18 protein-coding genes and 3 pseudogenes are annotated in these 22,993 nt (G+C 68.3%); 12 read left to right on the plus strand and 9 right to left on the minus strand.

Going from position 1 to position 22,993, the window contains the following annotated elements; translation table 11 throughout:
- Nucleotides 1–34 precede the first annotated feature (34 nt).
- The 4 genes from G6N41_RS00725 to G6N41_RS00740 all read right to left on the minus strand — a co-directional run bounded on the left by G6N41_RS00725 (nucleotide 35) and on the right by G6N41_RS00740 (nucleotide 4,814).
- Nucleotides 35–1,201: a cystathionine gamma-synthase gene (locus G6N41_RS00725; RefSeq protein WP_198966303.1), complete on the minus strand. Its 1,167-nt coding sequence runs from the start codon at nucleotides 1,199–1,201 to the stop codon at nucleotides 35–37.
- Between the two features lie 99 nt (nucleotides 1,202–1,300).
- Complete coding sequence (locus G6N41_RS00730; protein ID WP_198966304.1) at nucleotides 1,301–2,098, minus strand: RDD family protein; 798 nt, start codon at nucleotides 2,096–2,098, stop codon at nucleotides 1,301–1,303.
- A 195-nt stretch (nucleotides 2,099–2,293) separates the two neighbouring features.
- Nucleotides 2,294–3,688 (minus strand): cystathionine beta-synthase, encoded by a 1,395-nt coding sequence (locus G6N41_RS00735; RefSeq protein ID WP_198967666.1) that lies wholly within the window; start codon nucleotides 3,686–3,688, stop codon nucleotides 2,294–2,296.
- A gap of 58 nt (nucleotides 3,689–3,746) precedes the next feature.
- A complete protein-coding gene (locus tag G6N41_RS00740; RefSeq protein WP_198967667.1) occupies nucleotides 3,747–4,814 on the minus strand; it encodes an alpha/beta hydrolase in 1,068 nt (355 codons plus the stop codon).
- 245 nt (nucleotides 4,815–5,059) lie between these two features.
- On the opposite strand from G6N41_RS00740, the gene G6N41_RS00745 reads away from it, so the two are divergent.
- Entirely contained in the window at nucleotides 5,060–6,019 is a 960-nt protein-coding gene (locus G6N41_RS00745; RefSeq protein ID WP_198967668.1) for an SGNH/GDSL hydrolase family protein, read from the plus strand.
- A gap of 10 nt (nucleotides 6,020–6,029) precedes the next feature.
- Here G6N41_RS00745 and G6N41_RS00750 read toward each other — a convergent pair.
- Nucleotides 6,030–6,903 (minus strand): annotated as a pseudogene (locus G6N41_RS00750) (IS5 family transposase).
- 142 nt (nucleotides 6,904–7,045) lie between these two features.
- On the opposite strand from G6N41_RS00750, the gene G6N41_RS00755 reads away from it, so the two are divergent.
- The gene (locus tag G6N41_RS00755; protein WP_015356919.1) at nucleotides 7,046–8,263 is read left to right on the plus strand and encodes an acetyl-CoA C-acetyltransferase; all 1,218 of its coding nucleotides are present in this window, start codon (nucleotides 7,046–7,048) and stop codon (nucleotides 8,261–8,263) included.
- Nucleotides 8,264–8,443: 180 nt separating this feature from the next.
- Here G6N41_RS00755 and G6N41_RS00760 read toward each other — a convergent pair whose 3' ends face one another.
- A complete protein-coding gene (locus G6N41_RS00760) occupies nucleotides 8,444–9,286 on the minus strand; it encodes a Bax inhibitor-1/YccA family protein (RefSeq protein WP_020729789.1) in 843 nt (280 codons plus the stop codon).
- A 247-nt stretch (nucleotides 9,287–9,533) separates the two neighbouring features.
- On the opposite strand from G6N41_RS00760, the gene G6N41_RS00765 reads away from it, so the two are divergent.
- The 8 genes and pseudogenes from G6N41_RS00765 to G6N41_RS00805 all read left to right on the plus strand — a co-directional run bounded on the left by G6N41_RS00765 (nucleotide 9,534) and on the right by G6N41_RS00805 (nucleotide 19,363).
- Entirely contained in the window at nucleotides 9,534–10,571 is a 1,038-nt protein-coding gene (locus tag G6N41_RS00765; protein WP_198967669.1) for an enoyl-CoA hydratase/isomerase family protein, read from the plus strand.
- Between the two features lie 11 nt (nucleotides 10,572–10,582).
- Nucleotides 10,583–11,356, plus strand: coding sequence for an enoyl-CoA hydratase (locus tag G6N41_RS00770; protein ID WP_198966305.1), 774 nt, complete (start codon nucleotides 10,583–10,585; stop codon nucleotides 11,354–11,356).
- An 11-nt stretch (nucleotides 11,357–11,367) separates the two neighbouring features.
- On the plus strand, nucleotides 11,368–13,113 hold the full coding sequence (locus G6N41_RS00775) for an alpha/beta hydrolase (RefSeq protein ID WP_198966306.1): 1,746 nt from the start codon (nucleotides 11,368–11,370) through the stop codon (nucleotides 13,111–13,113).
- 251 nt (nucleotides 13,114–13,364) lie between these two features.
- Nucleotides 13,365–15,758, plus strand: a complete 2,394-nt coding sequence (locus tag G6N41_RS00780) for a PE family protein (protein ID WP_231608749.1) — start codon at nucleotides 13,365–13,367, stop codon at nucleotides 15,756–15,758.
- On the plus strand, nucleotides 15,752–15,871 hold the full coding sequence (locus G6N41_RS29855) for a PE family protein (protein WP_231608750.1): 120 nt from the start codon (nucleotides 15,752–15,754) through the stop codon (nucleotides 15,869–15,871). Before G6N41_RS00780 ends, G6N41_RS29855 begins: the two co-directional genes overlap by 7 nt.
- A gap of 225 nt (nucleotides 15,872–16,096) precedes the next feature.
- Nucleotides 16,097–17,829 (plus strand): annotated as a pseudogene (locus G6N41_RS29695) (PE family protein).
- A gap of 26 nt (nucleotides 17,830–17,855) precedes the next feature.
- Nucleotides 17,856–18,729 (plus strand): annotated as a pseudogene (locus G6N41_RS00800) (IS5 family transposase).
- Nucleotides 18,730–18,883: 154 nt separating this feature from the next.
- Nucleotides 18,884–19,363, plus strand: a complete 480-nt coding sequence (locus G6N41_RS00805) for a PE-PGRS family protein (RefSeq protein WP_456320223.1) — start codon at nucleotides 18,884–18,886, stop codon at nucleotides 19,361–19,363.
- A gap of 32 nt (nucleotides 19,364–19,395) precedes the next feature.
- On the opposite strand, the gene G6N41_RS00810 is transcribed toward G6N41_RS00805, so the two are convergent.
- Together G6N41_RS00810 and G6N41_RS00815 are read right to left on the minus strand one after the other, a co-directional pair.
- Nucleotides 19,396–19,779 carry a rhodanese-like domain-containing protein gene (locus G6N41_RS00810; RefSeq protein ID WP_198966310.1) on the minus strand — a complete coding sequence of 128 codons (384 nt, stop codon included), beginning with the start codon at nucleotides 19,777–19,779 and terminating at the stop codon, nucleotides 19,396–19,398.
- Nucleotides 19,779–20,354 (minus strand): cysteine dioxygenase, encoded by a 576-nt coding sequence (locus G6N41_RS00815; protein ID WP_011738590.1) that lies wholly within the window; start codon nucleotides 20,352–20,354, stop codon nucleotides 19,779–19,781. The genes G6N41_RS00810 and G6N41_RS00815 overlap by 1 nt, the downstream gene beginning before the upstream one ends.
- A gap of 124 nt (nucleotides 20,355–20,478) precedes the next feature.
- Here G6N41_RS00815 and G6N41_RS00820 point away from each other — a divergent pair, with 124 nt between their 5' ends.
- Entirely contained in the window at nucleotides 20,479–20,946 is a 468-nt protein-coding gene (locus G6N41_RS00820; protein ID WP_198966311.1) for a lipoprotein LpqV, read from the plus strand.
- 102 nt (nucleotides 20,947–21,048) lie between these two features.
- Nucleotides 21,049–22,113, plus strand: a complete 1,065-nt coding sequence (locus G6N41_RS00825) for a patatin-like phospholipase family protein (RefSeq protein WP_198966312.1) — start codon at nucleotides 21,049–21,051, stop codon at nucleotides 22,111–22,113.
- Here the strand turns inward: G6N41_RS00825 and G6N41_RS00830 are convergent, their stop codons facing one another.
- A complete protein-coding gene (locus G6N41_RS00830; protein WP_198966313.1) occupies nucleotides 22,114–22,977 on the minus strand; it encodes a patatin-like phospholipase family protein in 864 nt (287 codons plus the stop codon). It lies immediately after the preceding gene.
- Nucleotides 22,978–22,993: the final 16 nt, after the last annotated feature.

The following is a 22,993-nucleotide window of genomic DNA, read 5'->3' on the forward strand; positions in this document are numbered from 1 at the left end:
TTCTGTGTCTGTTCGCGGGCTGCTCGCGCCGGGGTTAGCCCAGCGCCTGTTTGAGGTCGTCGAGGAGATCGGCAACGTCTTCGATACCGACCGACAGCCGCACCAGGTCATCGGGCACTTCCAGCTGCGAACCCGCGGTAGACGCGTGAGTCATCGCGCTGGGATGCTCGATCAGCGACTCCACACCGCCTAGCGATTCGGCCAGGATGAAGATGTTCGTCTTGGCACACAGCTGTTCGGCGGCGGTGCGGCCGGCTCGCATCCGCACCGAAACCATGCCGCCAAACCCGCGCATCTGCCGCGCCGCCACGACATGGCCGGGGTGACTGGGCAGCCCGGGGTACAACACGGTGCTGATCGCGGGATGTTCGGCGAGGAATTCCGCCACGGCAGCGGCATTCTCACTGTGCCTCTGCATGCGCAGGACCAGGGTTTTTAGGCCGCGCATGGTCAGGTACGCGTCGAACGGGCCCGGCACCGCGCCCGCCCCGTTCTGCAAGAAGGCAAAAGACTGGTCCAGCTCTTCGTCATTGGTCACCAGTGCGCCACCCACCACATCGGAGTGACCACCGATGTACTTGGTGGTGGAGTGCAGCACCACGTCGGCGCCCAGCGATAGCGGCTGCTGCAGCGCCGGAGATGCGAAGGTGTTGTCCACCAGAACTTTCGCCGAGCTGTCCGCACCCAGCTGGGCGATGCCGGCGATGTCGGCGATCGACAGCAGCGGATTGGTCGGTGTTTCCACCCAAATCAGTCGGGTGGTTGGTCTTATCGCCGCACGCACCGCATCCAGATCCGCCAGGGCTACCGGCGTGTACTCGACGTTCCACCCGGTGAAGACCTTGTCAATCAACCGGAAGGTGCCGCCGTAGGCGTCGTCGGGGATGACGACATGGTTACCCGGTCGCAGCATTGCCCGCAGCGCGCAATCGGCGGCGGCCATGCCGGAGCTGAACGCACGCCCGAACGCCGCGTCTTCAACCGCGGCAAGCGCGGCTTCCAAAGCGGTGCGAGTCGGATTGCCGGTTCGCGCATACTCATAGCCGCCCCGCAGCCCGCCGACACCGTCCTGGGCGAAGGTGCTGCTGGCATAGATCGGAGCGTTGACGGCTCCGGTCGCCGGGTCCGGGCGATAGCCGGAATGAATGGCTCGTGTTGCGAGTCCGGCGAACCGGTGCTGCGCCTTGTGATCGTCCTTCATCGATGACCAGCCTAATAGCGAACGCCACCCCGGCCGCAATCGCACGGCCGAGGTGGCGCTTTGCTAATCACTCACTGACACAAGTGAGTTGCGTTTCACTCAGAGCGGTAGGCAAACCGTCGTCATGATCTTGTCGGCAAGCGTCTGCCGCTTGGCGTCCCACAGCGGGAACAGGAACCCGATGTAGCAGATGATCGCGTCGACGATGTGCGCGAGTTGGCGCACCACCGACATTCCGAAGCCCAACGGCTCCCCCGTGGTTTCGCTGACCACCTTGAACTTCATGATCGACTTGCCGATGCTCGAACCGGTGGTGCCTTGGCGGTAGCCGTAGTCCCATACCAGGTAGGCCAACCCCACCAGGGACAACAACCATTGCGCCAGCTGACCGATCATCGACGGCTGGGATACGCAGTACTGGCCGATGTCGTACTGACTGATGTCGGTCACGCACGACGAGGTCGTGGTCACCATCATGATCAGCCAGCCGATGCCGGAAACCACAACGTAGGGCGCGAAGTCGATGAGCGCGGCCAGCACGCGAGTGATCCACGGCGTGTAGGACTCCGCCGGCAGTGCACGAATCGCCGGCCCCGGTGGGGGCGGTGCGTATCCACCCGCCGACGGTGGTGGCGGCGGCGGGTAGCCACCTTCCAGCGGTGGTGGTGGCGGAGGCGGCGGATAAGGGCTGCCGCCGGGCGCCGACGGCGGCGGCGGTGGCGGCGGATAGCCGCTGGTGCTGGGCGACGGGGGCGGTGGCGGTGGCGGGTAGCCGCCCCCACTGGGCGCCGAGGGAGGCGGTGGTGCTTGGTACCCACCAGCTGGCGGCTCCGACCCACCGGAGGATCCGGGAGGCGGTGGGGGGTAAGACCCGCCGGGAGGCGGCTGATCGGTCATGGGCAACCTTCCACTCGGAATTAGCTGAAGTAGGCGGCCTTACAGTACCTGAGGTTGGCGGTCTGCGTAGAGATCAGGCTAGAGCTGCGCCCGAGCCGCGATTCGCGCCATTACCAGCATGGTTGGGCACCGTCGGGGAGGTAGCTACCAGCCGAGTTTGTTCCTAGCCGGGCTAAGTTGTGGCGCCGCGGCTGACTAGCGCCGCAACGCCCCTTCGGAAAGGAATCCCAACAAGTCATACCGGGTGATGACCCCGACCGGCTTGCCCTCCTCGACGACCATCAAGGCATCCCAGTCCCGCAATGCCTTGCCTGCCGCACCGACCAATTCACCGGCGCCGATCAACTTCAGCGGCGGGCTCATGTGCTGGGAGACGGCGTCGGCCAGCTTGGCCTTGCCCGAGAATACGGCCGAGAGCAGTTCGCGTTCGGACACGCTGCCGGCAACTTCACCGGCCATCACCGGCGGCTCGGCGCCGACCACCGGCATCTGCGAAACCCCATATTCCCGCAGGATTCCGATGGCATCGCGCACCGTCTCGGAGGGGTGGGTGTGGACCAGAGCTGGCAATGCACCGGACTTGCGCCGCAACACATCACCGACCGTGGACACATCGGTCCTGCCGTCGAGGCGGCTGCGCAGGAAACCGTATGACGACATCCACGCGTCGTTGAAGATCTTCGACATGTAACCGCGCCCGCCGTCGGGCAGCAGCACGACAACCAGCGCGTCGGGCCCTGCTTGTTCGGCGACCCGCAGGGCGGCCACCACCGCCATCCCGCAGGATCCGCCCACCAGCATCGCCTCTTCTCGGGCCAGCCGCCGGGTCATGTCAAAGGAGTCGGAGTCCGACACCGCGATGATCTCGTCGGGCACCATGGCGTCGTAGGCCGCCGGCCAGAAGTCCTCGCCCACCCCCTCGACCAGGTAGGGCCGCCCGGTCCCACCGGAATACACCGACCCCTCCGGGTCGGCGCCGATGACGCGGACCTTGCCGCCCGACACCTCCTTGAGGTAGCGCCCCGCGCCGCTGATCGTTCCACCGGTGCCGATGCCGGCAACGAAATGTGTGATCTTGCCGTCGGTATCGGCCCAGATCTCCGGGCCGGTGGTCGCGTAGTGGCTGGCCGGGCCTTCGGGGTTGGCGTACTGGTCGGGCTTCCACGCACCGTCGATTTCTCTGACCAGCCGGTCAGAGACGCTGTAGTAGCTGTCCGGATCCTCCGGCGGCACCGCCGTCGGGCACACCACGACCTCAGCGCCGTAGGCCCGCAAGACGTTTCGTTTGTCCTCGCTGACCTTGTCGGGGCAGACGAATACGCATTTGTAGCCACGGTGCTGGGCGACCAGGGCCAGACCCACCCCGGTATTGCCCGACGTCGGCTCGACGATGGTGCCGCCGGGTCGCAGCGCTCCACTGGCCTCGGCCGCGTCGATCATATTGATCGCGATCCGGTCCTTGGAGCTGCCGCCAGGGTTGAGATATTCGACCTTCGCCGCCACCGTGCCGATCCCGGCCGGAACGACCGCGTTCAGGCGAACCAGTGGTGTGCCGCCGATGAGATCACTGATGTGCTGAGCGATCCGCATGGGCTTCATCGTGTCAGGCCGGTCCCGGCGAACCACACTCCGGGTACGGCGCGACCCCCTAGCCGGTTGCCTCGCGGATGTAGTCGCCGATCTGACGCAGGGAGCGGGTCGCCTCGGGCAACAACGGCCCGGCGACCTGAAAGTCGTGCACCTGTCCCGGCCAGACACGCACCTCGGCGGGCACCCCGACCGCCGCCAACTTACGCGCCGCCAGCTGGGCGTCGTGCAACAGCACCTCGGATCCCGACACGTGAATCAGGGTCCGCGGCAGCCCCGGCCGGATGTGCTCGAGCGGCTCGTAGAGTTCCTCGGGCTTGCCGTCAACTTTGTTTTTAGCGGCCGCGCTAGCAACCAATTCACCAAGCGCGTCGAAAGCCTTCGGCGGGAACATCGCATCCCGCTTAATGTTGGGATGAGCCTTTTTCTGCTCCTTTGCTAGCTGCAGCAGTGGCGAGATCGCGACAAGGGCGGCCGGCTCCTCGCCTTCCTCCTGCAGCCGCTGCGCGAGAGTCAGCGCGAGATAGCCGCCGGCGGAGTCTCCGGCCAACACGATCTGTTCCGGGTCGTACCCCAACAACCTCAGCCAGCGGTAGCCGTCGTGGCAGTCATCGAGCGCCATACCGATCGAGTGTTTGGGCATCAGCCGATAGTTGACGATCAGAACGGGCGCATCAGCAAACTTTGAAAGCAGCTCAACCAACCGGCCGTGCGAGTTTGCTCCACAGGTCAGGAAGGCGCCGCCGTGGAGATAGAGGACCACGCGCCGGGTCCCGTCGGCAGGCAGCACGCCCGGCGCCCGAACCAGTTGCGCTGCCGCATTTGGCAAGCTCACCGCGGCCCTCACGGTGGCAGACGCCGGGACCAAAGCCTTCGCGGCGTGATCGATGAGGCCCCATGGCCAAGGTAAATGCGGCACGTGGCTACCGACCGCCAGCACCGGCCGAATGGTCAGCCGCGAGGCAAGCGTCGCGACCCGAGCAGCAACGCTCGGGCCCGACTCGACAACCTCGACCGGAGCGCCATCACTGATGGCGAATCTGCGTGCCTCGAGTCTACGTGTCTTGAGTACGTCTCGTGGGCGACTGGCATGGATAGGGTTACTGGGGACCCTGCTAGGTGCGGTCATGCGCAACACTTCCTACGTCGTTGTAGTCCGATAAGGCATGTGATGGAGCGGCCAAGCGTTCGGATTGAACCTGCTCCCCCGCGCGATTTGCCAACTCCTCCGACTTAGCTTGACAGCTTACTTCTTAAACAACGCTTAATGAGTCTGATTCGATACCACAATTGATCCACAACGTAATTCACCTGTTTTGTCAGGTAGACCCGCAAACAGAGAAGCCGATCTAAACTGATCGCGTGGGCATACGCGTGCCGCGGCGTTCGACGATCGCTCTGGCCACAGCGGGTGCACTCGCCTCGACAGGTACGGCCTATCTGGGCGCACGCAACTTGCTGGTCGGCCAGGCTACGCACGCGCGCACCATCATCCCCAAAGCCTGGGACGTACCTCCCCGTGCCGATGGGGTCTACTCCCGCGGCGGTGGGCCGGTGCAGCGCTGGCGCCGCGGAACCCCCTTTGACCTACACCTGATGATGTTCGGCGACTCCACGGCGTGCGGATACGGCTGTGGCAGCCCCGAGGAAGTGCCGGGCGTGGTGATGGCACGCAAGCTCGCCGAGCAGACCGGCAAGCGGGTGCGGTTGAGCACCAAAGCCCTGGTCAGCGCCACCTCAAAAGGCGTGTGCGGTCAGGTCGACGCGATGTTTGTGGCCGGACCGCCACCGGACGCCGCGGTCATGATCATCGGCGCCAACGACATAACAGCACTCAACGGGATCGGCCCCTCCGCGGAACGGCTTGGCTCGGTGGTACGCAAGCTGCGCGCCCGCGGCGCAATCGTGGTGGTCGGCACGTGCCCGGACTTCAGTGTCATCACCGCAATACCGCAACCGTTGCGGTCCCTGGCTCACACGCGAGGAAGCCAGCTCGCCCGCGCTCAGACCGCCGCCGTCAAGGCGGCCGGCGGGGTCCCGGTTCCGCTCGCCAATCTGCTGGCACGCCAATTCCGGGCCGAACCCGAACGGATGTTCTCCGCCGACCGATATCACCCATCCGCAACGGCGTACGCCCTGGCGGCCGATCAGCTGCTCCTCAGTCTGCGCGATGCGTTACGCGAAAAGATCGGGAGCGCAATGCTTCCCGTGCCGTCACGGCCTAGCTTCCGCACCAGCAGCCAGGAGCGTTCCCGGGGCGCCATCGTCACCCGGCTGTGGCGGCGGCCGGTCCCGGTGGTTGGTGGACCCGTCCCGATCCCGGCTAGCGGCTAGGTCCTGTCTGCTAATTGCGGACGCGGTGGTAGGTGATGATGGCGGCCAGGGTGGCACCGCCGAGGTAGGTCAGGGCGTATTTGTCGTAGCAGGTGGCGACCGCGCGCCAGTGTTTGAGCCGGTTGAAGCTTCGCTCGACGGTGTTGCGGTGCTTGTAGATTCGGCCTGAGAACCCCGGAGGCCGTCCTCTGTTGCGGCCTTTGGCTTTGCGGCGGGTGATCTGGTCGCTGCGCTCGGGGATGGTATGGGCGATCTTGAGCCGGCGCAGCTGTGCCCGCGTCGAATCATGGGAGTACGCCTTGTCCGCCAGCAGGTGAAACGGGGCGTATGAGTTGCTGCACCGGGCGGCCAGCAGTGGCCAAAGCATCGGATTATCACCGGCTTGACCGGCCGACAGTGCCAGGGTGACCGGACTGCACAGCTGGTCGGTCAAGGCGTGGATCTTGGTAGTCAGCCCGCCGCGGGAACGCCCAATGGCGTGGTCATCGGGCTCATCGAGATATTTCTTGTAATTCGACAGATCCCCCTGTGCGGCGCCCGGAGCGCGCTCCGGCTGCGTGTCGGTGGGCGCGCACACTGGTCGAATCGACCGACAACAGTGCGCCCAGGTCGGCGTCCTCGGCGTCGAGGTCAGAGGCGATCGCCGCGAAGATCCGCGCGTAGATGCCATCGACCGACCAGCGTAGATGCCTCTCGGCCACCGATTGCCAGGGACCGAAGTGCTCGGGCAGGTCACACCACGGAGATCCCGTACGGTAACGCCAGATAATGCCCTCCAGAGTACGTCGATGATCGTTCCACGGCCGGCCACGCCGCCGCCCCGCAGGCAACACCGCCACGATCAGCGACCACAAATCATCAGAAATCGCATGCGTCCGCATCACCCAAACAGCATCAGCCAAAACACCATTCACATTAAGCAGACACGCCCTAGCCGGGCAACGGGCCGCTGCAAGACCCGAATCGTCACCAGGCTCGTCGTCAGGCTAGATTCGGCTTCGCCACACCCCAATGGAGGGAGCTGTTATGCCAGAAGCCGTCATAGTCTCAACAGCCCGCTCGCCGATCGGCCGCGCCATGAAAGGGTCGCTGGTCAGCATGCGCCCCGACGACTTGGCCGTGCAGATGGTGCGCGCCGCGTTGGACAAAGTGCCCGCGCTGAACCCGCACCAGATCGACGATCTGATCATGGGCTGCGGCCTCCCGGGAGGTGAGTCCGGCTTCAACATCGGGCGCGTCGTCGCCGTGGCGCTGGGCTACGACTTCCTGCCGGGGACCACGGTCAACCGGTACTGCTCGTCTTCGCTGCAGACCACCCGGATGGCGTTTCATGCGATCAAGGCCGGCGAGGGCGACGCGTTCATCTCCGCGGGCGTAGAGACCGTGTCCCGGTTCGGCAAGGGCAACTCCGACTCGCTGCCCGACACCAAGAACCCCCTCTTCGATGAGGCCCAGGAACGCACCGCCGCCGCGGCCGCGGGTGCCGAGGAGTGGCATGACCCGCGCGCTGACGGAAATCTGCCTGACGTCTATATCGCCATGGGTCAGACCGCTGAAAACGTCGCGATCATTTCGGGCATCAGCCGCGAAGACCAAGACCACTGGGGTGTGCGCAGCCAAAACCGTGCCGAAGAGGCGATCAAGAGCGGCTTTTTCGAACGGGAGATCTCCCCGGTGACGCTTCCCGACGGCACCACAGTCAGCACCGATGATGGCCCGCGCGCGGGTACCACCTACGAAAAGGTCAGCCAGCTCAAGCCGGTGTTTCGGCCCAACGGCACGGTGACCGCCGGCAACGCCTGTCCACTCAACGACGGCGCCGCGGCAGTGGTGATCACCAGCGACACCAAGGCCAAGGAGCTGGGCCTGACGCCGTTGGCGCGCATCGTGTCCACCGGCGTGAGCGGTCTGTCCCCGGAGATCATGGGCCTTGGCCCCATCGAGGCCTGCAAGAAGGCGCTGCAGCGGGCGGGTATGTCCATCAGCGACATCGACTTGGTCGAGATCAACGAAGCGTTCGCGGTGCAGGTGCTGGGTTCGGCCCGGGAGTTGGGCATCGACGAGGACAAGCTGAACGTCTCTGGCGGAGCGATCGCCCTGGGACACCCGTTCGGCATGACCGGCGCCCGTATCACCACCACCTTGCTCAACAATCTGCAGACCCACGACAAGACGTTCGGCCTGGAGACCATGTGCGTCGGTGGCGGCCAGGGCATGGCCATGGTGATCGAGCGGCTGAGCTAGCGCCTCAGGCACAGACGTCGAGCGTACGCCCAGGGCGGTGAGTGTGCGCCCTGGGCTGTGAAACTCGGGTCAGCCCGCCACCAGCACACGCTCGGGGCCACCACCGCACACTCAAGAGACCAAGCGGACACACGAAAAAGCCGGCACATATGTGCCCCGGCTTTTCTCGTCGAGCCGAGACTAGTCGTTCTGCAGATAACTCAGCAGACGCAGGATCTCGATGTAGAGCCAGACCAGCGTCACGGTCAGGCCCAGCGCGATACCCCACGCCGCCTTCTCCGGCGCTCCGGCCCGGATCATCTGGTCAGCGGCGTCAAAGTCGATCAGGAAGCTGAACGCCGCGATACCGATGACCACCAGCGAGAACAGGATCGCCAGCGGTCCACCGCTGCGCAGGCCCAAGCCCTCGCCGCCGCCGACTCCGAACATCCCCAGCAGGAAGTTGCCGAGCATGAGGGCCAGCGCGCCGAACATGGCGGCCACGATCATGCGAGTGAACCGAGGCGTGACTCGGATAGCCCCGGTTTTGTAGACGACCAACATCCCGAAGAACACGCCGAGCGTGCCCAGGACCGCCTCCCCGATGAGCACTCCCGCGTTGGCGGACCCCACCGTGTAGGCGGCCAAAACGAACGAAACGGCGCCAAGGAACAGACCCTCCAGCGCGGCGTAGCTGAGCACGATCGCCGGGTTGTCTTGTTTGCGGCCGAAGGTCGCGACCAGCACCAGCGCCAGCCCGCCGAGCGCGCCGACCAAGGTCAGCGGCATCGCCAGAGCGATGTTCTGGGCAACCAGGAAGTAGGAAACGACGGCCGTTGCGGACAGCATGGCCAGCGTCAGGCCAGTCTTGGTCACGACGTCGTCGATGGTCAGTGGCCGGGCCGTCCCAGCGTCACGAGTCTCCTGGTAGGGAGTCATATAGGGGTCGGCGGCATATCCCGCCCCTGCTCCCGTACCGAATTGCGCGTATCCGCCCCGCTGCTTCGGCAGCGAGCGGAATACCGGGTTACTTGTTTCCCGCACCGTCGGATCCTCTCTTATGGCTATGGGTTCGAGCTGTGCGAACAACTGCTCAACGATCAGTGGCCCGCGCGGGTTCCCAACGCACCTGCCGGTTTTCTGTTTTCCGGACTCGTGCCCAACCGCGCCGATGTCGTCCGGCTAACGATAAACCTTAGCCCCGGGGCCACCCAAGAGCGAGTCACGATCTAGATTGCTGGTCAAACTCTTGGAAGATTCCCTGGAGGGGAGATCTAGCGTGACCGAAGCCGTGACCGGCGAGTCCGACGAATTTCTGACCCGCGTCGACGGCGGTGTCGGCTTTATTACCCTCAACCGCCCCAAAGCGATCAACTCGCTGAACCAGACAATGGTGGACCTGCTGAGCACGGTGCTTACCCGCTGGGAGCGCGATGGCGAAGTACGCGCGGTGGTGGTCTCCGGAGCCGGCGAACGCGGATTGTGTGCCGGCGGTGATGTGGTGGCCGTCTATCACAGCGCCCGCCAGGACGGGGCCGAAGCACGGCGGTTCTGGCGCGACGAGTATCTGATGAACGGCCAGATCGGCCGGTTCAGCAAGCCATACGTGGCCTTGATGGACGGCATCGTGATGGGCGGCGGCGTGGGCGTGAGCGCCCACGGCGACATCCGGGTGGTGACCGATACCTCCAAGGTCGCGATGCCCGAGGTCGGTATCGGGTTCATTCCCGACGTCGGCGGGGCGTACCTGCTCTCGCGGGCCCCCGGCGCCCTGGGGTTGCACGCGGCACTCACCGGAGCACCCTTCTCCGGTGCCGACGCCATCGCACTGGGGTTCGCCGACCACTTCGTGCCGCACGCCGAACTCGACGCCTTCAGCGCGGCCATCGCCTCCGACGGAATCGAGAGCGCACTGGCCCACCACGCCGTCGAACCTCCGCCCAGCGGCCTCGCCGCCCAACGCGGCTGGATCGACGAGTGCTACGCGGGTGACACGGTCGCCGACATCATCGCCGCGCTGCGCGGCCACGATGCCGGCCCAGCCAACGACGCCGCCAATGTGATTGCCAGCCGCTCCCCCATCGCACTGTCGGTGACGTTGGAGGCGGTGCGTCGCGCGGCCAAGCTGGAAACGCTCGAAGACGTCTTGATCCAGGACTATCGGGTGTCCTCGGCGTCGTTGCGCTCGCACGACCTGGTGGAGGGCATCCGCGCACAGTTGATCGACAAAGACCGCAATCCGAAATGGTCACCGGCGACGTTCGCCGAGATCACCGAGTCTGACGTCGCAGCGTATTTCGCACCGGTCGACGACGACTTGAGTTTCTAGAAAGGCAGGTCATGAGCTACGAAACCATCCTGGTCGAGCGCGACCAGCGAGTCGGCATCATCACCCTGAACCGGCCACAGGCCCTCAACGCGCTCAACAGCCAGGTGATGAACGAAGTCACCAGCGCTGCAGCCGAGCTGGACAACGATCCCGGCGTCGGGGCGATCATCATCACCGGCTCAGCCAAGGCATTTGCCGCCGGAGCCGACATCAAGGAAATGGCGGACCTGACGTTTTCCGAAGCGTTCGACGCCGACTTCTTCGCCGCCTGGGGCAAACTGGCCGCCGTACGCACCCCGACCATCGCCGCGGTGGCCGGGTACGCGCTCGGTGGCGGTTGCGAGGTAGCCATGATGTGCGACTTGATCATCGCCGCCGACACCGCGAAGTTCGGCCAACCCGAGATCAAACTCGGTGTCCTGCCGGGGATGGGCGGCTCACAGCGGTTGACCCGGGCGATCGGCAAGGCCAAGGCCATGGACCTGATCCTGACCGGACGCACCATCGACGCCGCCGAAGCGGAGCGCAGTGGTCTGGTTTCACGGGTGGTGCCGGCCGACGACCTGCTCACCGAGGCAAAGGCGGTGGCCACCACCATTTCGCAGATGTCGCGGTCAGCGGCCCGGATGGCCAAGGAAGCCGTGAACCGCGCTTTCGATGTAACCCTGGCCGAAGGACTTCTCTACGAACGTCGCCTCATCCACTCCGCCTTCGCGACAGCCGATCAATCCGAAGGGATGGCGGCATTCATCGAGAAGCGCCCGCCCAATTTCACCCACCGATAGGTGACGCACCGATGAGCGGCATGGATTCCGCAACCAGGACCGACGCCAGCGACGAAGCGGCACCGGCGGCCGACGAGTCGGTTGAGACTTCCGGCAGCGGGGAAACCGCCGCACCGAAGACGACTCGCAACGCCTGGTGGGTTCGCCACTACACCTTTACCGGCAGCGCAGTCGGCTTGATTTTCCTGTGGTTTTCCATGACGCCGTCGCTGCTGCCCCGCGGCCCACTGTTTCAGGGGCTGGTCAGCGGCATCTCCGGGGCCATCGGATACGGCCTGGGTGTTTTCGCCGTCTGGCTGGTCCGGTACATGCGCTCGCAAGACGACAGCCCACCGCCGCCCCGCTGGGTGTGGCCGCCGCTCATCACGGTCGGCGGGGTTGGCATCGTGCTCATGGCGATCTGGTTCCACTTCTGGCAGGACGACGTGCGCGACCTGATGGGCATTGTACACCTGAAGTGGTACGACTACCCGTTGACCGCGGTGGTATCGCTGATCGTGCTGTTCGCGTTCGTCGAAGTCGGTCAGTTCATCCGCCGGCTGTTCAGTTTTCTGGTTCGCCAGCTCGACCGGATCGCACCATTTCGCCTGTCGGCGACCATCGTGGTGGTGCTGCTGGTAACTCTGACGATCACGGTGCTCAACGGTGTGGTGCTCAAGTTCGCGATGCATTCCATGAACAGCACCTTCGCCTCGGTCAACGACGAGTTGGATCCCAATAGCGCACCGCCGAATACCGCACTGCGATCCGGAGGACCGCAGTCATTGGTTTCGTGGGAATCCCTGGGGCATCAAGGCCGGGTCTTCGTCGAGGGTGGGCCAAGCCGGGCCGATCTCACCGCGTTCAACGGTTCCCCCGCCACCGAGCCGATCCGGGCCTATGCCGGGTTGAACTCGGCGAACGGGATCATCGCGACCGCGGAGCTGGCGGCGCGGGAGTTGCAGCGCACCGGTGGTCTGCAGCGCGCGGTGGTCGCGGTCGCCACGACCACCGGAACCGGCTGGATCAACGAGGCGGAAGCCTCCGCGCTCGAGTACATGTACAACGGCAATACCGCGATCGTGAGCATGCAGTATTCCTATCTGCCGAGCTGGCTGTCGTTCCTGGTGGACAAGGAGAACGCCCGGCAGGCCGGCCAGGCCCTGTTCGAGGCCGTGGACAAGCTGATCCGGCAGATGCCGGAGTTTCAGCGCCCCAAGCTCGTCGTATTCGGCGAGAGTTTGGGTTCCTTCGGCGGCGAAGCACCGTTCATGAACCTCAACAACATCCTCGCCCGCACCGACGGGGCGTTATTCAGCGGACCGACGTTCAACAACACCGTCTGGACCGAGCTGACCGCCAACCGCGATCCCGGTTCCCCAGAGTGGTTGCCCATCTACGACGACGGCTACAACCTGCGGTTCATCGCCCGCGCCAGTGATCTGCAGCGCCCGGACGCGCCGTGGGGCAAACCGCGAGTGGTGTATCTGCAGCACGCCTCCGACCCCATCGCGTGGTGGACGCCGGACCTGCTCTTCAGCGAGCCGGACTGGCTACGCGAGAAACGCGGCTATGACGTACTGCCCCAAACGCGGTGGATCCCGTTGGTGACCTTCCTGCAAGTGTCTGCGGACATGGAGGTGGCTGTGGACGTTCCCGACGGGCATGGACACCGCTACGTCAGCAACGTCGCCAACGGCTGGGCCGCGGTCTTGTCGCCGCCGGGCTGGACCCCCCAGAAAACCGAGCGGCTACGACCGCTGCTGCGCGCCAACTAGCGGCTCCGGCGTAGGACGCCGATCGGACCGTCCCAGCATCGTCTCGCGGTGAGACGCGACCAGTGGCCGCAGGGTGTCGTTGCCGCTGGTCGCACCACCCGTGGTGAGACAACCGCACGCCCGGGGTTAGAGGGTCCCCACTCAACTTTTCACGATGCCGCCCATTCCGCACATACGGCCCTGACCTGCAGATTAACGTGGCCCAGTTCGTCTGGGACTTCTCCGCAATGGGTTGATTAGGTGGGTGGGCTGTGTCGTTTGTGAATGTGACTTCCGAGGCGGTCGCTGCGGCGGCGTCGGATTTGACGGGGATCGGGTCGGTACTTGGTGAGGCCAATGCGGTCGCGGCGAGGGCGACGACGACGGTGCTGGCCGCGGACGCCGATGAGGTGTCGGCGGCGATCGCCGCGCTGTTTTCCTTCCACGGTCAGAGCTATCAGACACTCGGCGCGCAAGCCGAGGCGTTTCATGCCCAGTTTGCGCAGCTGATGGCCAACGGCGCGGGGACCTACGCCAGCGCCGAGGCCGCCAACGCCGCGCCATTTCAGGGTCTGCTCGGCGCCGTCAATGCGCCCGTGCAAACCCTGACCGGACGGCCGCTGATCGGCAACGGCGCCAACGGCGCCCCCGGTACCGGAGCCAACGGTGGCGCGGGCGGCTGGCTGATCGGTAACGGCGGGGCCGGGGGCTCGGGTGCGCCCGGGCTAAACGGCGGTGCCGGCGGGGCGGCCGGGTTGATTGGTACCGGAGGCGCCGGCGGGGCCGGCGGGAGTTCATCGACGGTCAACGGTGGAGTCGGCGGAACCGGCGGGGCCGGCGGTTGGCTGTTCGGCAATGGCGGCGCGGGCGGTGCGGGTGGCGCCAGCGCGATCCCGCTCGGCCCGGACCTCATCGGCAACGGTGGCGCCGGAGGGGCCGGCGGGTCCGGCGGGTTGTTCGGTGCCGGCGGCCAGGGCGGGGCCGGCGGGCTGCTGTCCGGTTTGGTTGGTGCCGGCGGCGGCCACGGCGGTACCGGCGGGTCGGGTGGACTCGGCGGTGCTGGCGGGGCCGGCGGCAACGCCGGGTTGCTGGCCGGCACGGGCGGGTCCGGCGGCACTGGCGGATACGGCGGCGGTGCTGGTGGGGCAGGCGGTGAAGCTGGCCTGCTGTTCGGCAACGGTGGAGCCGGCGGGGCCGGTGCTACGGGCGGCGGAAATACTGGCGGGAACGGCGGGGACGGCCGCAACGCGGGCATGCTGTTCTCCAACGGCGGAGCCGGCGGCGCCGGGGGCACCAGCGAACTTGCCGACGGGGGCGCCGGCGGTGCGGGTGGTAACGGCGGGTGGCTGCTCTCCAACGGCGGGGTCGGCGGGGCCGGCGGGGCCGGGGCGGATGCGGTAGGCCCTCCGTTCGGCGTACCCGCTGGTAGCGGAGGCGGCGGTGGCGCCGGCGGTGCGGGTGGCGTGTTCTTCGGAAACGGCGGCGCTGGCGGCTCCGGCGGTACCGGCGGCGACGGCGGCGGTATCGGCGGGGCAGGTGGTGCGGCCGGCAACGGGGTACTGATCGGCAACGGCGGCAACGGCGGTATCGGCGGGGCCGGCTTGACTCCGGGCGCCAACGGCATCGGCGGGACCAGCGGGCTGGTACTGGGTCTGGACGGCTTCAACGCCCCAGCGAGCACCTCCCCCCTGCACACCCTGCAACAACAAGCACTCAACGCCATCAACGCACCCATCGAGGCCGCGACTGGGCGCCCGCTCATCGGCAACGGCACCCCCGGTGCAGCCGGCAGCGGAGCCGACGGAACCGCCGGCGGATGGCTGCTCGGCGACGGCGGCGCCGGCGGATCCAGCGCGGCGGGTTCCGGCCTCGACGGTGGAGCGGGCGGGGCCGCCGGGCTGTGGGGCACCGGCGGGACCGGCGGGGCCGGGGGGTCCGGCGGAACCGACGCCATCAGCGGCATTGCCGGTGGTGACGGTGGTGCCGGCGGGGCCGGCGGGTGGCTGTCAGGCACTGGCGGTGCCGGAGGGTCCGGTGGGGCCGGCGGCGACGGCGGTGTCCTTGGATCAGGCGATGGCGGCGCCGGCGGGGCTGGCGGGTCCGGTGGGGACGGCGGGTTGCTGGGCGCCGGCGGAACCGGTGGAACTGGCGCGATCGGAGGATTCAGCGGGCGATTGGAGTCCGGTGACGGCGGTGCCGGCGGGGCTGGCGGTGCCGGCGGGGCTGGCGGGCTGCTGGGCGGCCTGGTCGGCGCCGGCGGCGGCGACGGTGGGGCCGGCGGGGCCGGCGGCAACGCCGGAACGCTGTTCGGCAGTGGCGGAGTCGGCGGTGACGGCGGCAGTGGCCCCGGCAATGGTGGAGACGGTGGCGCGGGCGGCAACGCCGGGCTGTTGTTCTCCGACGCCGGTGCCGGCGGGTTCGGCGGGCTCGGCCGGGCCGCCGGCGGTGGGACCGGCGGGTCTGGTGGCGATGCCGGCTGGCTGGGCAGCGGCGGGGCCGGCGGAGCCGGTGGAATCAGCGTCAACGGCGACGCGGGCGCCGGCGCAGCCGGTGGTACCAGCGGCCAGCTGTTGGGCGTGGGCGGCGCCGGCGGGGCGGGTGGTGAGGCCGAGCTGGCCGCAGGTGGCGCTGGAGGATCCGGTGGGGTTGCGGCGACGCGGTGCTGATCGGCGCGGGCGGCAACGGCGGCAACGGCGGACCGGGCACCACCAAGGGCGACCCGGGATCCGGCGGAACCGGCGGGCTGCTCGGCGTGGACGGGCTCAACGGCTTGTCCTAAGGCATTGCCGCGCGGCGGTACGCGCCGCAACCCGGGAAGCGGTGCCGAGCCCGTGCGGCTCCAAACACCAACGGGCCGATGCACTCCCCTACAGCTGTCTCGATTCAGGCTGACCAATTCGGTGGAAACACCGCGTTCCTCATTGCCATTGTGGTCGACTTTGCCCAGCACAGGTGTTGGCGAGCGCCGGTCGGGTAGTCGGTCGACGCGGTTGGGAGGTTTCCCGTGTCGTATGTGATCGCAGTGCCGGACCTGGTGGCCGGTGCGGCATCGGAGCTGGCCGGGGTGGGCTCGACACTGAGCACCGCCACCACGGCCGCGGCCGCTCAGACGACAGGGGTGCTGGCCGCCGCCGGGGATGAGGTCTCCGCGGCCATCGCGGCGGTGTTTTCCGCCCACGGCCAGAGCTATCAAATCCTCAGCGCGCAGGCCGACGCGTTTCATGCCCAGTTCGTGCAGGCGCTGAGCGCCGGCGCGAGCGCCTACACGCAGGCTGAGGCCGCCAGCGCCTCACCGCTAGCGGGTCTGCTGGCCGCGATCAACGCGCCGGTGCAGTAGCTGACCGGGCGCCCGCTGATCGGCAACGGCGCCAACGGAACCCCTGGCACCGGGACCAACGGAGCCCCGGGCGGCTGGCTACTCGGTGACGGCGGCGCCGGCGGCTCGGGTGCGCCCGGGCTAAACGGCAGCGCAGGCGGGGCCGCAGGCCTGTTGGGTTCCGGGGGTGCCGGCGGCGCCGGCGGCAGCTCGACATCCGATAACGGAGGTGCCGGGGGCGCCGGCGGGGCCGGCGGCTGGCTCTCGGGCAACGCCGGAGTCGGCGGGGCCGGTGGTGCCGGCGGGTTGTTGGGCGGCGGCGGGCTCGGCGGGGCCGGCGGGGCCAGCACTAGCGCTACCGCCAGCGGCGGGGCTGGCGGCCAAGGCGGGGCGGCCGGGCTGCTGTCCGGGTTCGTCGGCGCCGATGGGGGCCACGGTGGCGCCGGCGGCCAGGGCGCCGCCGGCGGGCCGCTGGCCGGGGCCGGCAGCTCCGGCGGTACCGGGGGTAGCGGTAATGCGGGCGGGGGAGCCGGCGGCGCCGGCGGCAACGCGGGCCTGCTGTTCGGTGATGGCGGCGTCGGCGGCACCGGCGGCACCAGCGGTCAGGGCGTAGGTGGGATCGGCGGCGATGGCGGTAGCGCGGGGTTGCTGTTCTCCAACGGCGGTGCCGGCGGCGCCGGCGGGGCAGGTGGTGCCGCCGGTAGCGGGGTGTTGATCGGCAACGGCGGCAACGGCGGTATCGGCGGGGCCGGCCCGACTCCGGGCGGCAACGGTGTCGGCGGGACCAGCGGGCTGTTGCTGGGGCTGGACGGCTTCAACGCCCCGACCAGCACCTCACCAATTCACACCCTGCAACAACAGGCCCTCAATGCCATCAACGCACCCATCCAGGCCGCGACCGGACCCCACTGATCGGCAACGGCACCCCCGGGGACGCTGGTAGCGGAACCGACGGAACACCCGGCGGATGGCTACTCGGCGACGGCGGCGCCGGCGGATCCGGCGGCACCGGCCTCGACGGCGGCGATGGCGGGGCCGCCAGGCTGATGGGCACCGGCGGCACCGGCGGGGCCGGTGGATGGGGTGGAACCAATGAAATCACCGGCGGCACCGGCGGCGCAGGCGGCACCGGCGGCGCAGGCGGGTGGCTCTCGGGCAGCGGCGGGATCGGCGGGGCTGGCGGCGCCGGCGGGTACGGCGGCGCCACCACCCCGGGCAATGGGGGTGCCGGCGGCGCCGCCGGCGCGGGCGGGGCCGGTGGGCTGTTCGGCGGCGGCGGCACCGGCGGGGCTGGCGGAACCGGCGGACCGGCCGGACTCGGCGTAGTCGTCGGCGCGCCCACCGCCGGCGATGGCGGCGTTAGCGGGGCCGGAGGGGCCGGCGGGCTGCTCAGCGGTCTAGGGCGTGTCTGCTTAATGTGAATGGTGTTTTGGCTGATGCTGTTTGGGTGATGCGGACGCATGCGATTTCTGATGATTTGTGGTCGCTGATCGTGGCGGTGTTGCCTGCGGGGCGGCGGCGTGGCCGGCCGTGGAACGATCATCGACGTACTCTGGAGGGCATTATCTGGCGTTACCGTACGGGATCTCCGTGGTGTGACCTGCCCGAGCACTTCGGTCCCTGGCAATCGGTGGCCGAGAGGCATCTACGCTGGTCGGTCGATGGCATCTACGCGCGGATCTTCGCGGCGATCGCCTCTGACCTCGACGCCGAGGACGCCGACCTGGGCGCACTGTTGTCGGTCGATTCGACCAGTGTGCGCGCCCACCGACACGCAGCCGGAGCGCGCTCCGGGCGCCGCACAGGGGGATCTGTCGAATTACAAGAAATATCTCGATGAGCCCGATGACCACGCCATTGGGCGTTCCCGCGGCGGGCTGACTACCAAGATCCACGCCTTGACCGACCAGCTGTGCAGTCCGGTCACCCTGGCACTGTCGGCCGGTCAAGCCGGTGATAATCCGATGCTTTGGCCACTGCTGGCCGCCCGGTGCAGCAACTCATACGCCCCGTATCACCTGCTGGCGGACAAGGCGTACTCCCATGACTCGACGCGGGCACAGCTGCGCCGGCTCAAGATCGCCCATACCATCCCCGAGCGCAGCGACCAGATCACCCGCCGCAAAGCCAAAGGCCGCAACAGAGGACGGCCTCCGGGGTTCTCAGGCCGAATCTACAAGCACCGCAACACCGTCGAGCGAAGCTTCAACCGGCTCAAACACTGGCGCGCGGTCGCCACCTGCTACGACAAATACGCCCTGACCTACCTCAGCGGTGCCACCCTGGCCGCCATCATCACCTACCACCGCGTCCGCAATTAGCAGACAGGACCTAGTCGGCGCTGGCGGCGGCAACGCCGGACTCCTCGGCGGCCCCGGCGGGGCCGGCGGGCTAGGCGGGGCCGCGGGACCCGCTATTGGAGGGATCGGGGTTGTTGGAACTGCCGGAGTCGGCGGCGCCGGCGGTAATGCCGGGCTGCTGTTCGGCAGCGGCGGCGCCGGCGGCGACGGCGGATTCGGCCCCGGGGCCGGCGGGACCGGCGGCCGGGGCGGCAACGCCGGGCTGCTGTTCTCTAGCGCCGGGGCCGGCGGATTCGGCGGATACGGCAATACCGGCAGCGGCGGCACCGGCGGTGCCGGCGGCGACGCCGGCTGGTTGGGCTGTGGCGGGGCCGGCGGCGCCGGCGGAATCTCCATCGGTGGCACTGGCGGCGCCGGTGGGGCCGGCGGCACCGGCGGTCAGCTGCTGGGCGCCAGCGGGGCCGGCGGCGCCGGCGGCCAAACCGACCCGCTCGGAGGCAGCAGCGGCGGATCCGGCGGAGTTGGCGGCAAGGCCGTGCTGATCGGCACCGGCGGCAACGGCGGCAACGGCGGAACCGGCACCCCCAAGGGCACCCCCGGAACCGGCGGAACCGGCGGGCTGATCGGTGTCGACGGGCTCAGCGGGGCGTCGTAACCGACCACGACCGCATTAGACCCCGCAGGCTCCTAGCCGCTCAGCGCGGTCAGCACCCCGGCGGCCACCAGCGCGTGATAGCCACCCACCACGTCGGTTGACCGGTGCAACCCGAGGTCCAGCAGCGCCGCCGCCGCGAGGCTCGAGGTGTACCCCTCCGAACACAGGATCACCCACTCGACATCGTCATCGACCGCCTGCGGCAACCGCGCGTCGCTGGTGGGATCGCAGCGCCATTCCAAGACGTTGCGTTCGATCACCAACGCCGCGGGCACCTCGCCCTCCCGGGCACGCTGGGCCTGCGGACGGATGTCGACCAGCACCGCACCGCGGCGCAGCGCGTCCGGCACCTGGTCGGCGGGCAGCCGCGGATAGCGGTTGCGGGCGTCGTCGAGTATCCGGTCGATTCGGTTCATCAGGGCTTCTCGGGGTGGTCGGTCAATTCGGTGCGCTTGCGGCGCAACGTATTGCGGTCGGTGACTTCGTAGTAAGACATGGCCGTCAGCGGCGGCGAATACGCGTGCACGCTTAAGGTGGGCGGCAGCGGCGCCGCGATCGGCTCGGCGGCCGGGCGCGGCGCCCAGACCACGTCGTGCACCCAGCCCAGCGGGAATCCGGCCTGATCCCCGGCGTCAAGGCGGCGGCGGCGCAACCGCGTGCCGTCCCACCGAAATTCATTGAGCGATCCGGACAGCACGGTCAGCGCCCCGAGCGAGCCGCCATGGTCGTGCAATTCCGTCGCGTGACCGGGCACCCAGCTGATCAGCCAAACGTCGAGTTCGTCGTCGCCATGGACGCGGGTGAACCAGCGCCCGTCGTCGGGCACGCCCCCCTCCGGCAACAGGTGATCGCAGCGACCGCTGAGCACGTCATCGGCGACCTGGTCAGTCGCGTGCAACAGGTCGGGCACCCGAAGCCGCGTGGGTCCCGGTGCCGGGGACGTGACGGTCTGGGGGCGCGAAGACGTGACAGAAGACTGGCGAAGAGGCATGGCCACGGAAGGAGTTCTCCAGAGTGTGAAGTGGATCGGGCAAGCGGCGGCACGTCAGGGCCGACAACACTCCAAACATCCGAGGCACTTCATCACGCCGCACAGTGTTGCATAAATTGGCACCATGCGCCCACACCGTCTCTTTTCCCGACCGCGCCACCAGTGCTGGGAGGTGTGCGCACCACTCATCGTCGCGGCGGGCGTCTCGGCCCTCGCGGGCTGCTCCACCGATGCCAGCAACGGCACCGCCACCACTTCATCCGGGCCGTCCGCCAAGACCACCGCACCGCCGGTTAGTTCGCTGGCGCCCGGCGCCGTCGGCGTCTCACCGACCGGCTTGACGACCCGCGTCGACGTCCCCGCAGAGTCGACCGAAGAGGAATATTTCCAGGCCTGCCATGCCGCGAAGGTGTGGATGGACGCCCAACCGGCCACCGAGCAGCCCCGGCTCGAGCCCTACCTGGCCATGGTTCAGGCATCCGAATCCGGCGTTGCCGGCACCTGGAATATGCGGTGGGCGGATCTGAGCCTGCCGCGCCAGGCGGCGGTGATCGTCGCGGCGGCGGCGGCCGCCAACAACGAATGCGGATAGCGGCCGCTACCGCCGATTCGAAGCGCTGCGCAATTGCGATCAGCGATGCACGAAACTCCCGTCCGATTCGATCCCCTCGGGTAAGCCGCGCAGAATGAAGGGATGACCGGGCCAATCGCCGTGCGCACGCACGGATCATCGCCGACCCGGGTGGCCTTGGCGCTCGGCAGCGGCGGCGCGCGCGGCTATGCGCGCATCGGGGTGATCGAGGCGTTGCGCGAGCGGGGCTATGAGATCGCCGGGAACGCCGGTTCGTCGATGGGCGCCGTGGTCGGCGGACTGCAGGCGGCCGGGCGCCTCGGGGAGTTCAGCGACTGGGCCAAGTCCCTGAATCAGCGCACCATTCTGCGGCTACTCGATCCGTCGATCACCGCGGCGGGGGTGCTGCGAGCCGAGAAAATTCTGGATGCCGTACGCGACATCCTCGGGCCGGTCACCATCGAACAACTGCCGGTCCCCTACACCGCGGTGGCGACCGACATTCTGGCGGGCAAATCGGTCTGGTTTCAGCGCGGCCCGCTCGACGAAGCCATTCGCGCTTCCATCGCCATCCCGGGAATCATCGCCCCCCACGAAGTCGACGGCCGTTTGCTCGCCGACGGCGGCATCCTGGATCCGCTGCCCATGGCACCGATCGCCGGGGTCAATGCCGACCTGACCATCGCGGTGAGCCTCAACGGCAGCGAAGGCGGCCCCAGCCGAGAAAGCGAGCCCGGTGTCACCACCGAGTGGTTGAACCGCATGGTGCGCACCACCTCCTCGATATTCGACGCCACGGCCGCCCGGTCGCTGCTGGACCGGCCGACGCGGGCGGTGCTGAACCGCTTCGGCGCCGGGTCCCCGGACCAGGACTCCTGGCCGGAAGACGCCCAGATCGAGGCCCCCGTGCCGGAGCGCGATGACGGCGGCTACACACCCGGACTGCCCAAAATGGGCAGTTTTGAGGTGATGAACCGGACCATCGACATCGCCCAGTCCGCACTGGCGCGCCATACGCTGGCGGCCTACCCCGCCGATCTGTTGATCGAGGTGCCGCGCTCGACCTGCCGCAGCTTGGAGTTTCATCGGGCCAGCGAGGTGATCGCGGTGGGCCGCGCGCTGGCTAACCGCGCCCTGCATGCACTCGAGTCCGCGGACCAACCCGCGGCGCCGGCCATCGAGGGCTGATCACAGCCCCAGAAATGCCGCGACGGCGGACGCCTCGCGCCGGCCCTGCGCACGTCCGGCCAGCGCCGAGGCTTTGCGGCAACGCGGATCCAGCGGATTGGCCCCGAAGGCGGCCAGCGAGTCGTCGTCAGCAAAGACGCCCAGCGACGTCCCGGCGAATTCCGCCACCTCCGCGGCGGACCCGCCACCGAACGGCGACGGCGCGTCGACACCCGTGGGCACCAACACCACCGCCACGCCGCAATCGTCGGCCACACCGAGGTTGACCAGACTGGCCACCCCGCCATCCATGTAGCGCCGGCCCGCAATGGTCACCGGCGGCCCCGGGACTGCGCAACTGGCCGCCACCGCATCGATGAGTTCGACCCCGGAGTCACGATCGAATGCCACCAGCTCGCCGGTGGACACGTCGATCGCGGTGACCCGCAGCGCGCGGTCCGGCCAATCGTGGCAGGGCAGGCGCGCAGCGATCACCTCGCGGCGGACGGATTCGGGCACGGTTTCGGTGGCCAGCGCCACCGCCCCGATGCGCTGCAGTCGCAGCCGGATCTTGTCGACGCCGGGGATTCGCGGCTTGCGCAGGGCGTCCAGGAAAAGTTCGGTGATGACGTCGATGTCGACGCCCGGATCGAGCTCGGCCGACTGCTCGGCGATCTGCCGGTCGAACAGCGCATCGAGGCTGGTGCCGCTGCTGATCTGCGCGGCCACCGCCGAACCGGCCGAGGTACCCACCAGCACATCCGAATCCAACAGCAACCGTGCCGCCGCCGGCGACTCGTCGGCGATGCCGAGCAGAACACCTGTCTCCCAGGCGATTCCCGCTAGTCCTCCGCCAGCCAATACCAGTGCGCGTTTGGGTGCCACGCCCAGTCAGTCTGCC

The sequence above is a fragment of the Mycobacterium shottsii genome (assembly GCF_010728525.1).
GTDB lineage: Bacteria > Actinomycetota > Actinomycetes > Mycobacteriales > Mycobacteriaceae > Mycobacterium > Mycobacterium marinum.

What these genes read in the sequence shown, in the direction of transcription:
- G6N41_RS00725 (WP_198966303.1), bottom strand. Translation starts at nt 1,201, where the DNA reads ATGAAGGACGATCACAAGGCGCAGCACCGGTTCGCCGGACTCGCAACA.
- G6N41_RS00730 (WP_198966304.1), bottom strand. Translation starts at nt 2,098, where the DNA reads ATGACCGATCAGCCGCCTCCCGGCGGGTCTTACCCCCCACCGCCTCCC.
- G6N41_RS00735 (WP_198967666.1), bottom strand. Translation starts at nt 3,688, where the DNA reads ATGCGGATCGCTCAGCACATCAGTGATCTCATCGGCGGCACACCACTG.
- G6N41_RS00740 (WP_198967667.1), bottom strand. Translation starts at nt 4,814, where the DNA reads ATGACCGCACCTAGCAGGGTCCCCAGTAACCCTATCCATGCCAGTCGC.
- G6N41_RS00755 (WP_015356919.1), top strand. Translation starts at nt 7,046, where the DNA reads ATGCCAGAAGCCGTCATAGTCTCAACAGCCCGCTCGCCGATCGGCCGC.
- G6N41_RS00770 (WP_198966305.1), top strand. Translation starts at nt 10,583, where the DNA reads ATGAGCTACGAAACCATCCTGGTCGAGCGCGACCAGCGAGTCGGCATC.
- G6N41_RS00775 (WP_198966306.1), top strand. Translation starts at nt 11,368, where the DNA reads ATGAGCGGCATGGATTCCGCAACCAGGACCGACGCCAGCGACGAAGCG.
- G6N41_RS00810 (WP_198966310.1), bottom strand. Translation starts at nt 19,779, where the DNA reads ATGAACCGAATCGACCGGATACTCGACGACGCCCGCAACCGCTATCCG.
- G6N41_RS00815 (WP_011738590.1), bottom strand. Translation starts at nt 20,354, where the DNA reads ATGCCTCTTCGCCAGTCTTCTGTCACGTCTTCGCGCCCCCAGACCGTC.
- G6N41_RS00820 (WP_198966311.1), top strand. Translation starts at nt 20,479, where the DNA reads ATGCGCCCACACCGTCTCTTTTCCCGACCGCGCCACCAGTGCTGGGAG.
- G6N41_RS00825 (WP_198966312.1), top strand. Translation starts at nt 21,049, where the DNA reads ATGACCGGGCCAATCGCCGTGCGCACGCACGGATCATCGCCGACCCGG.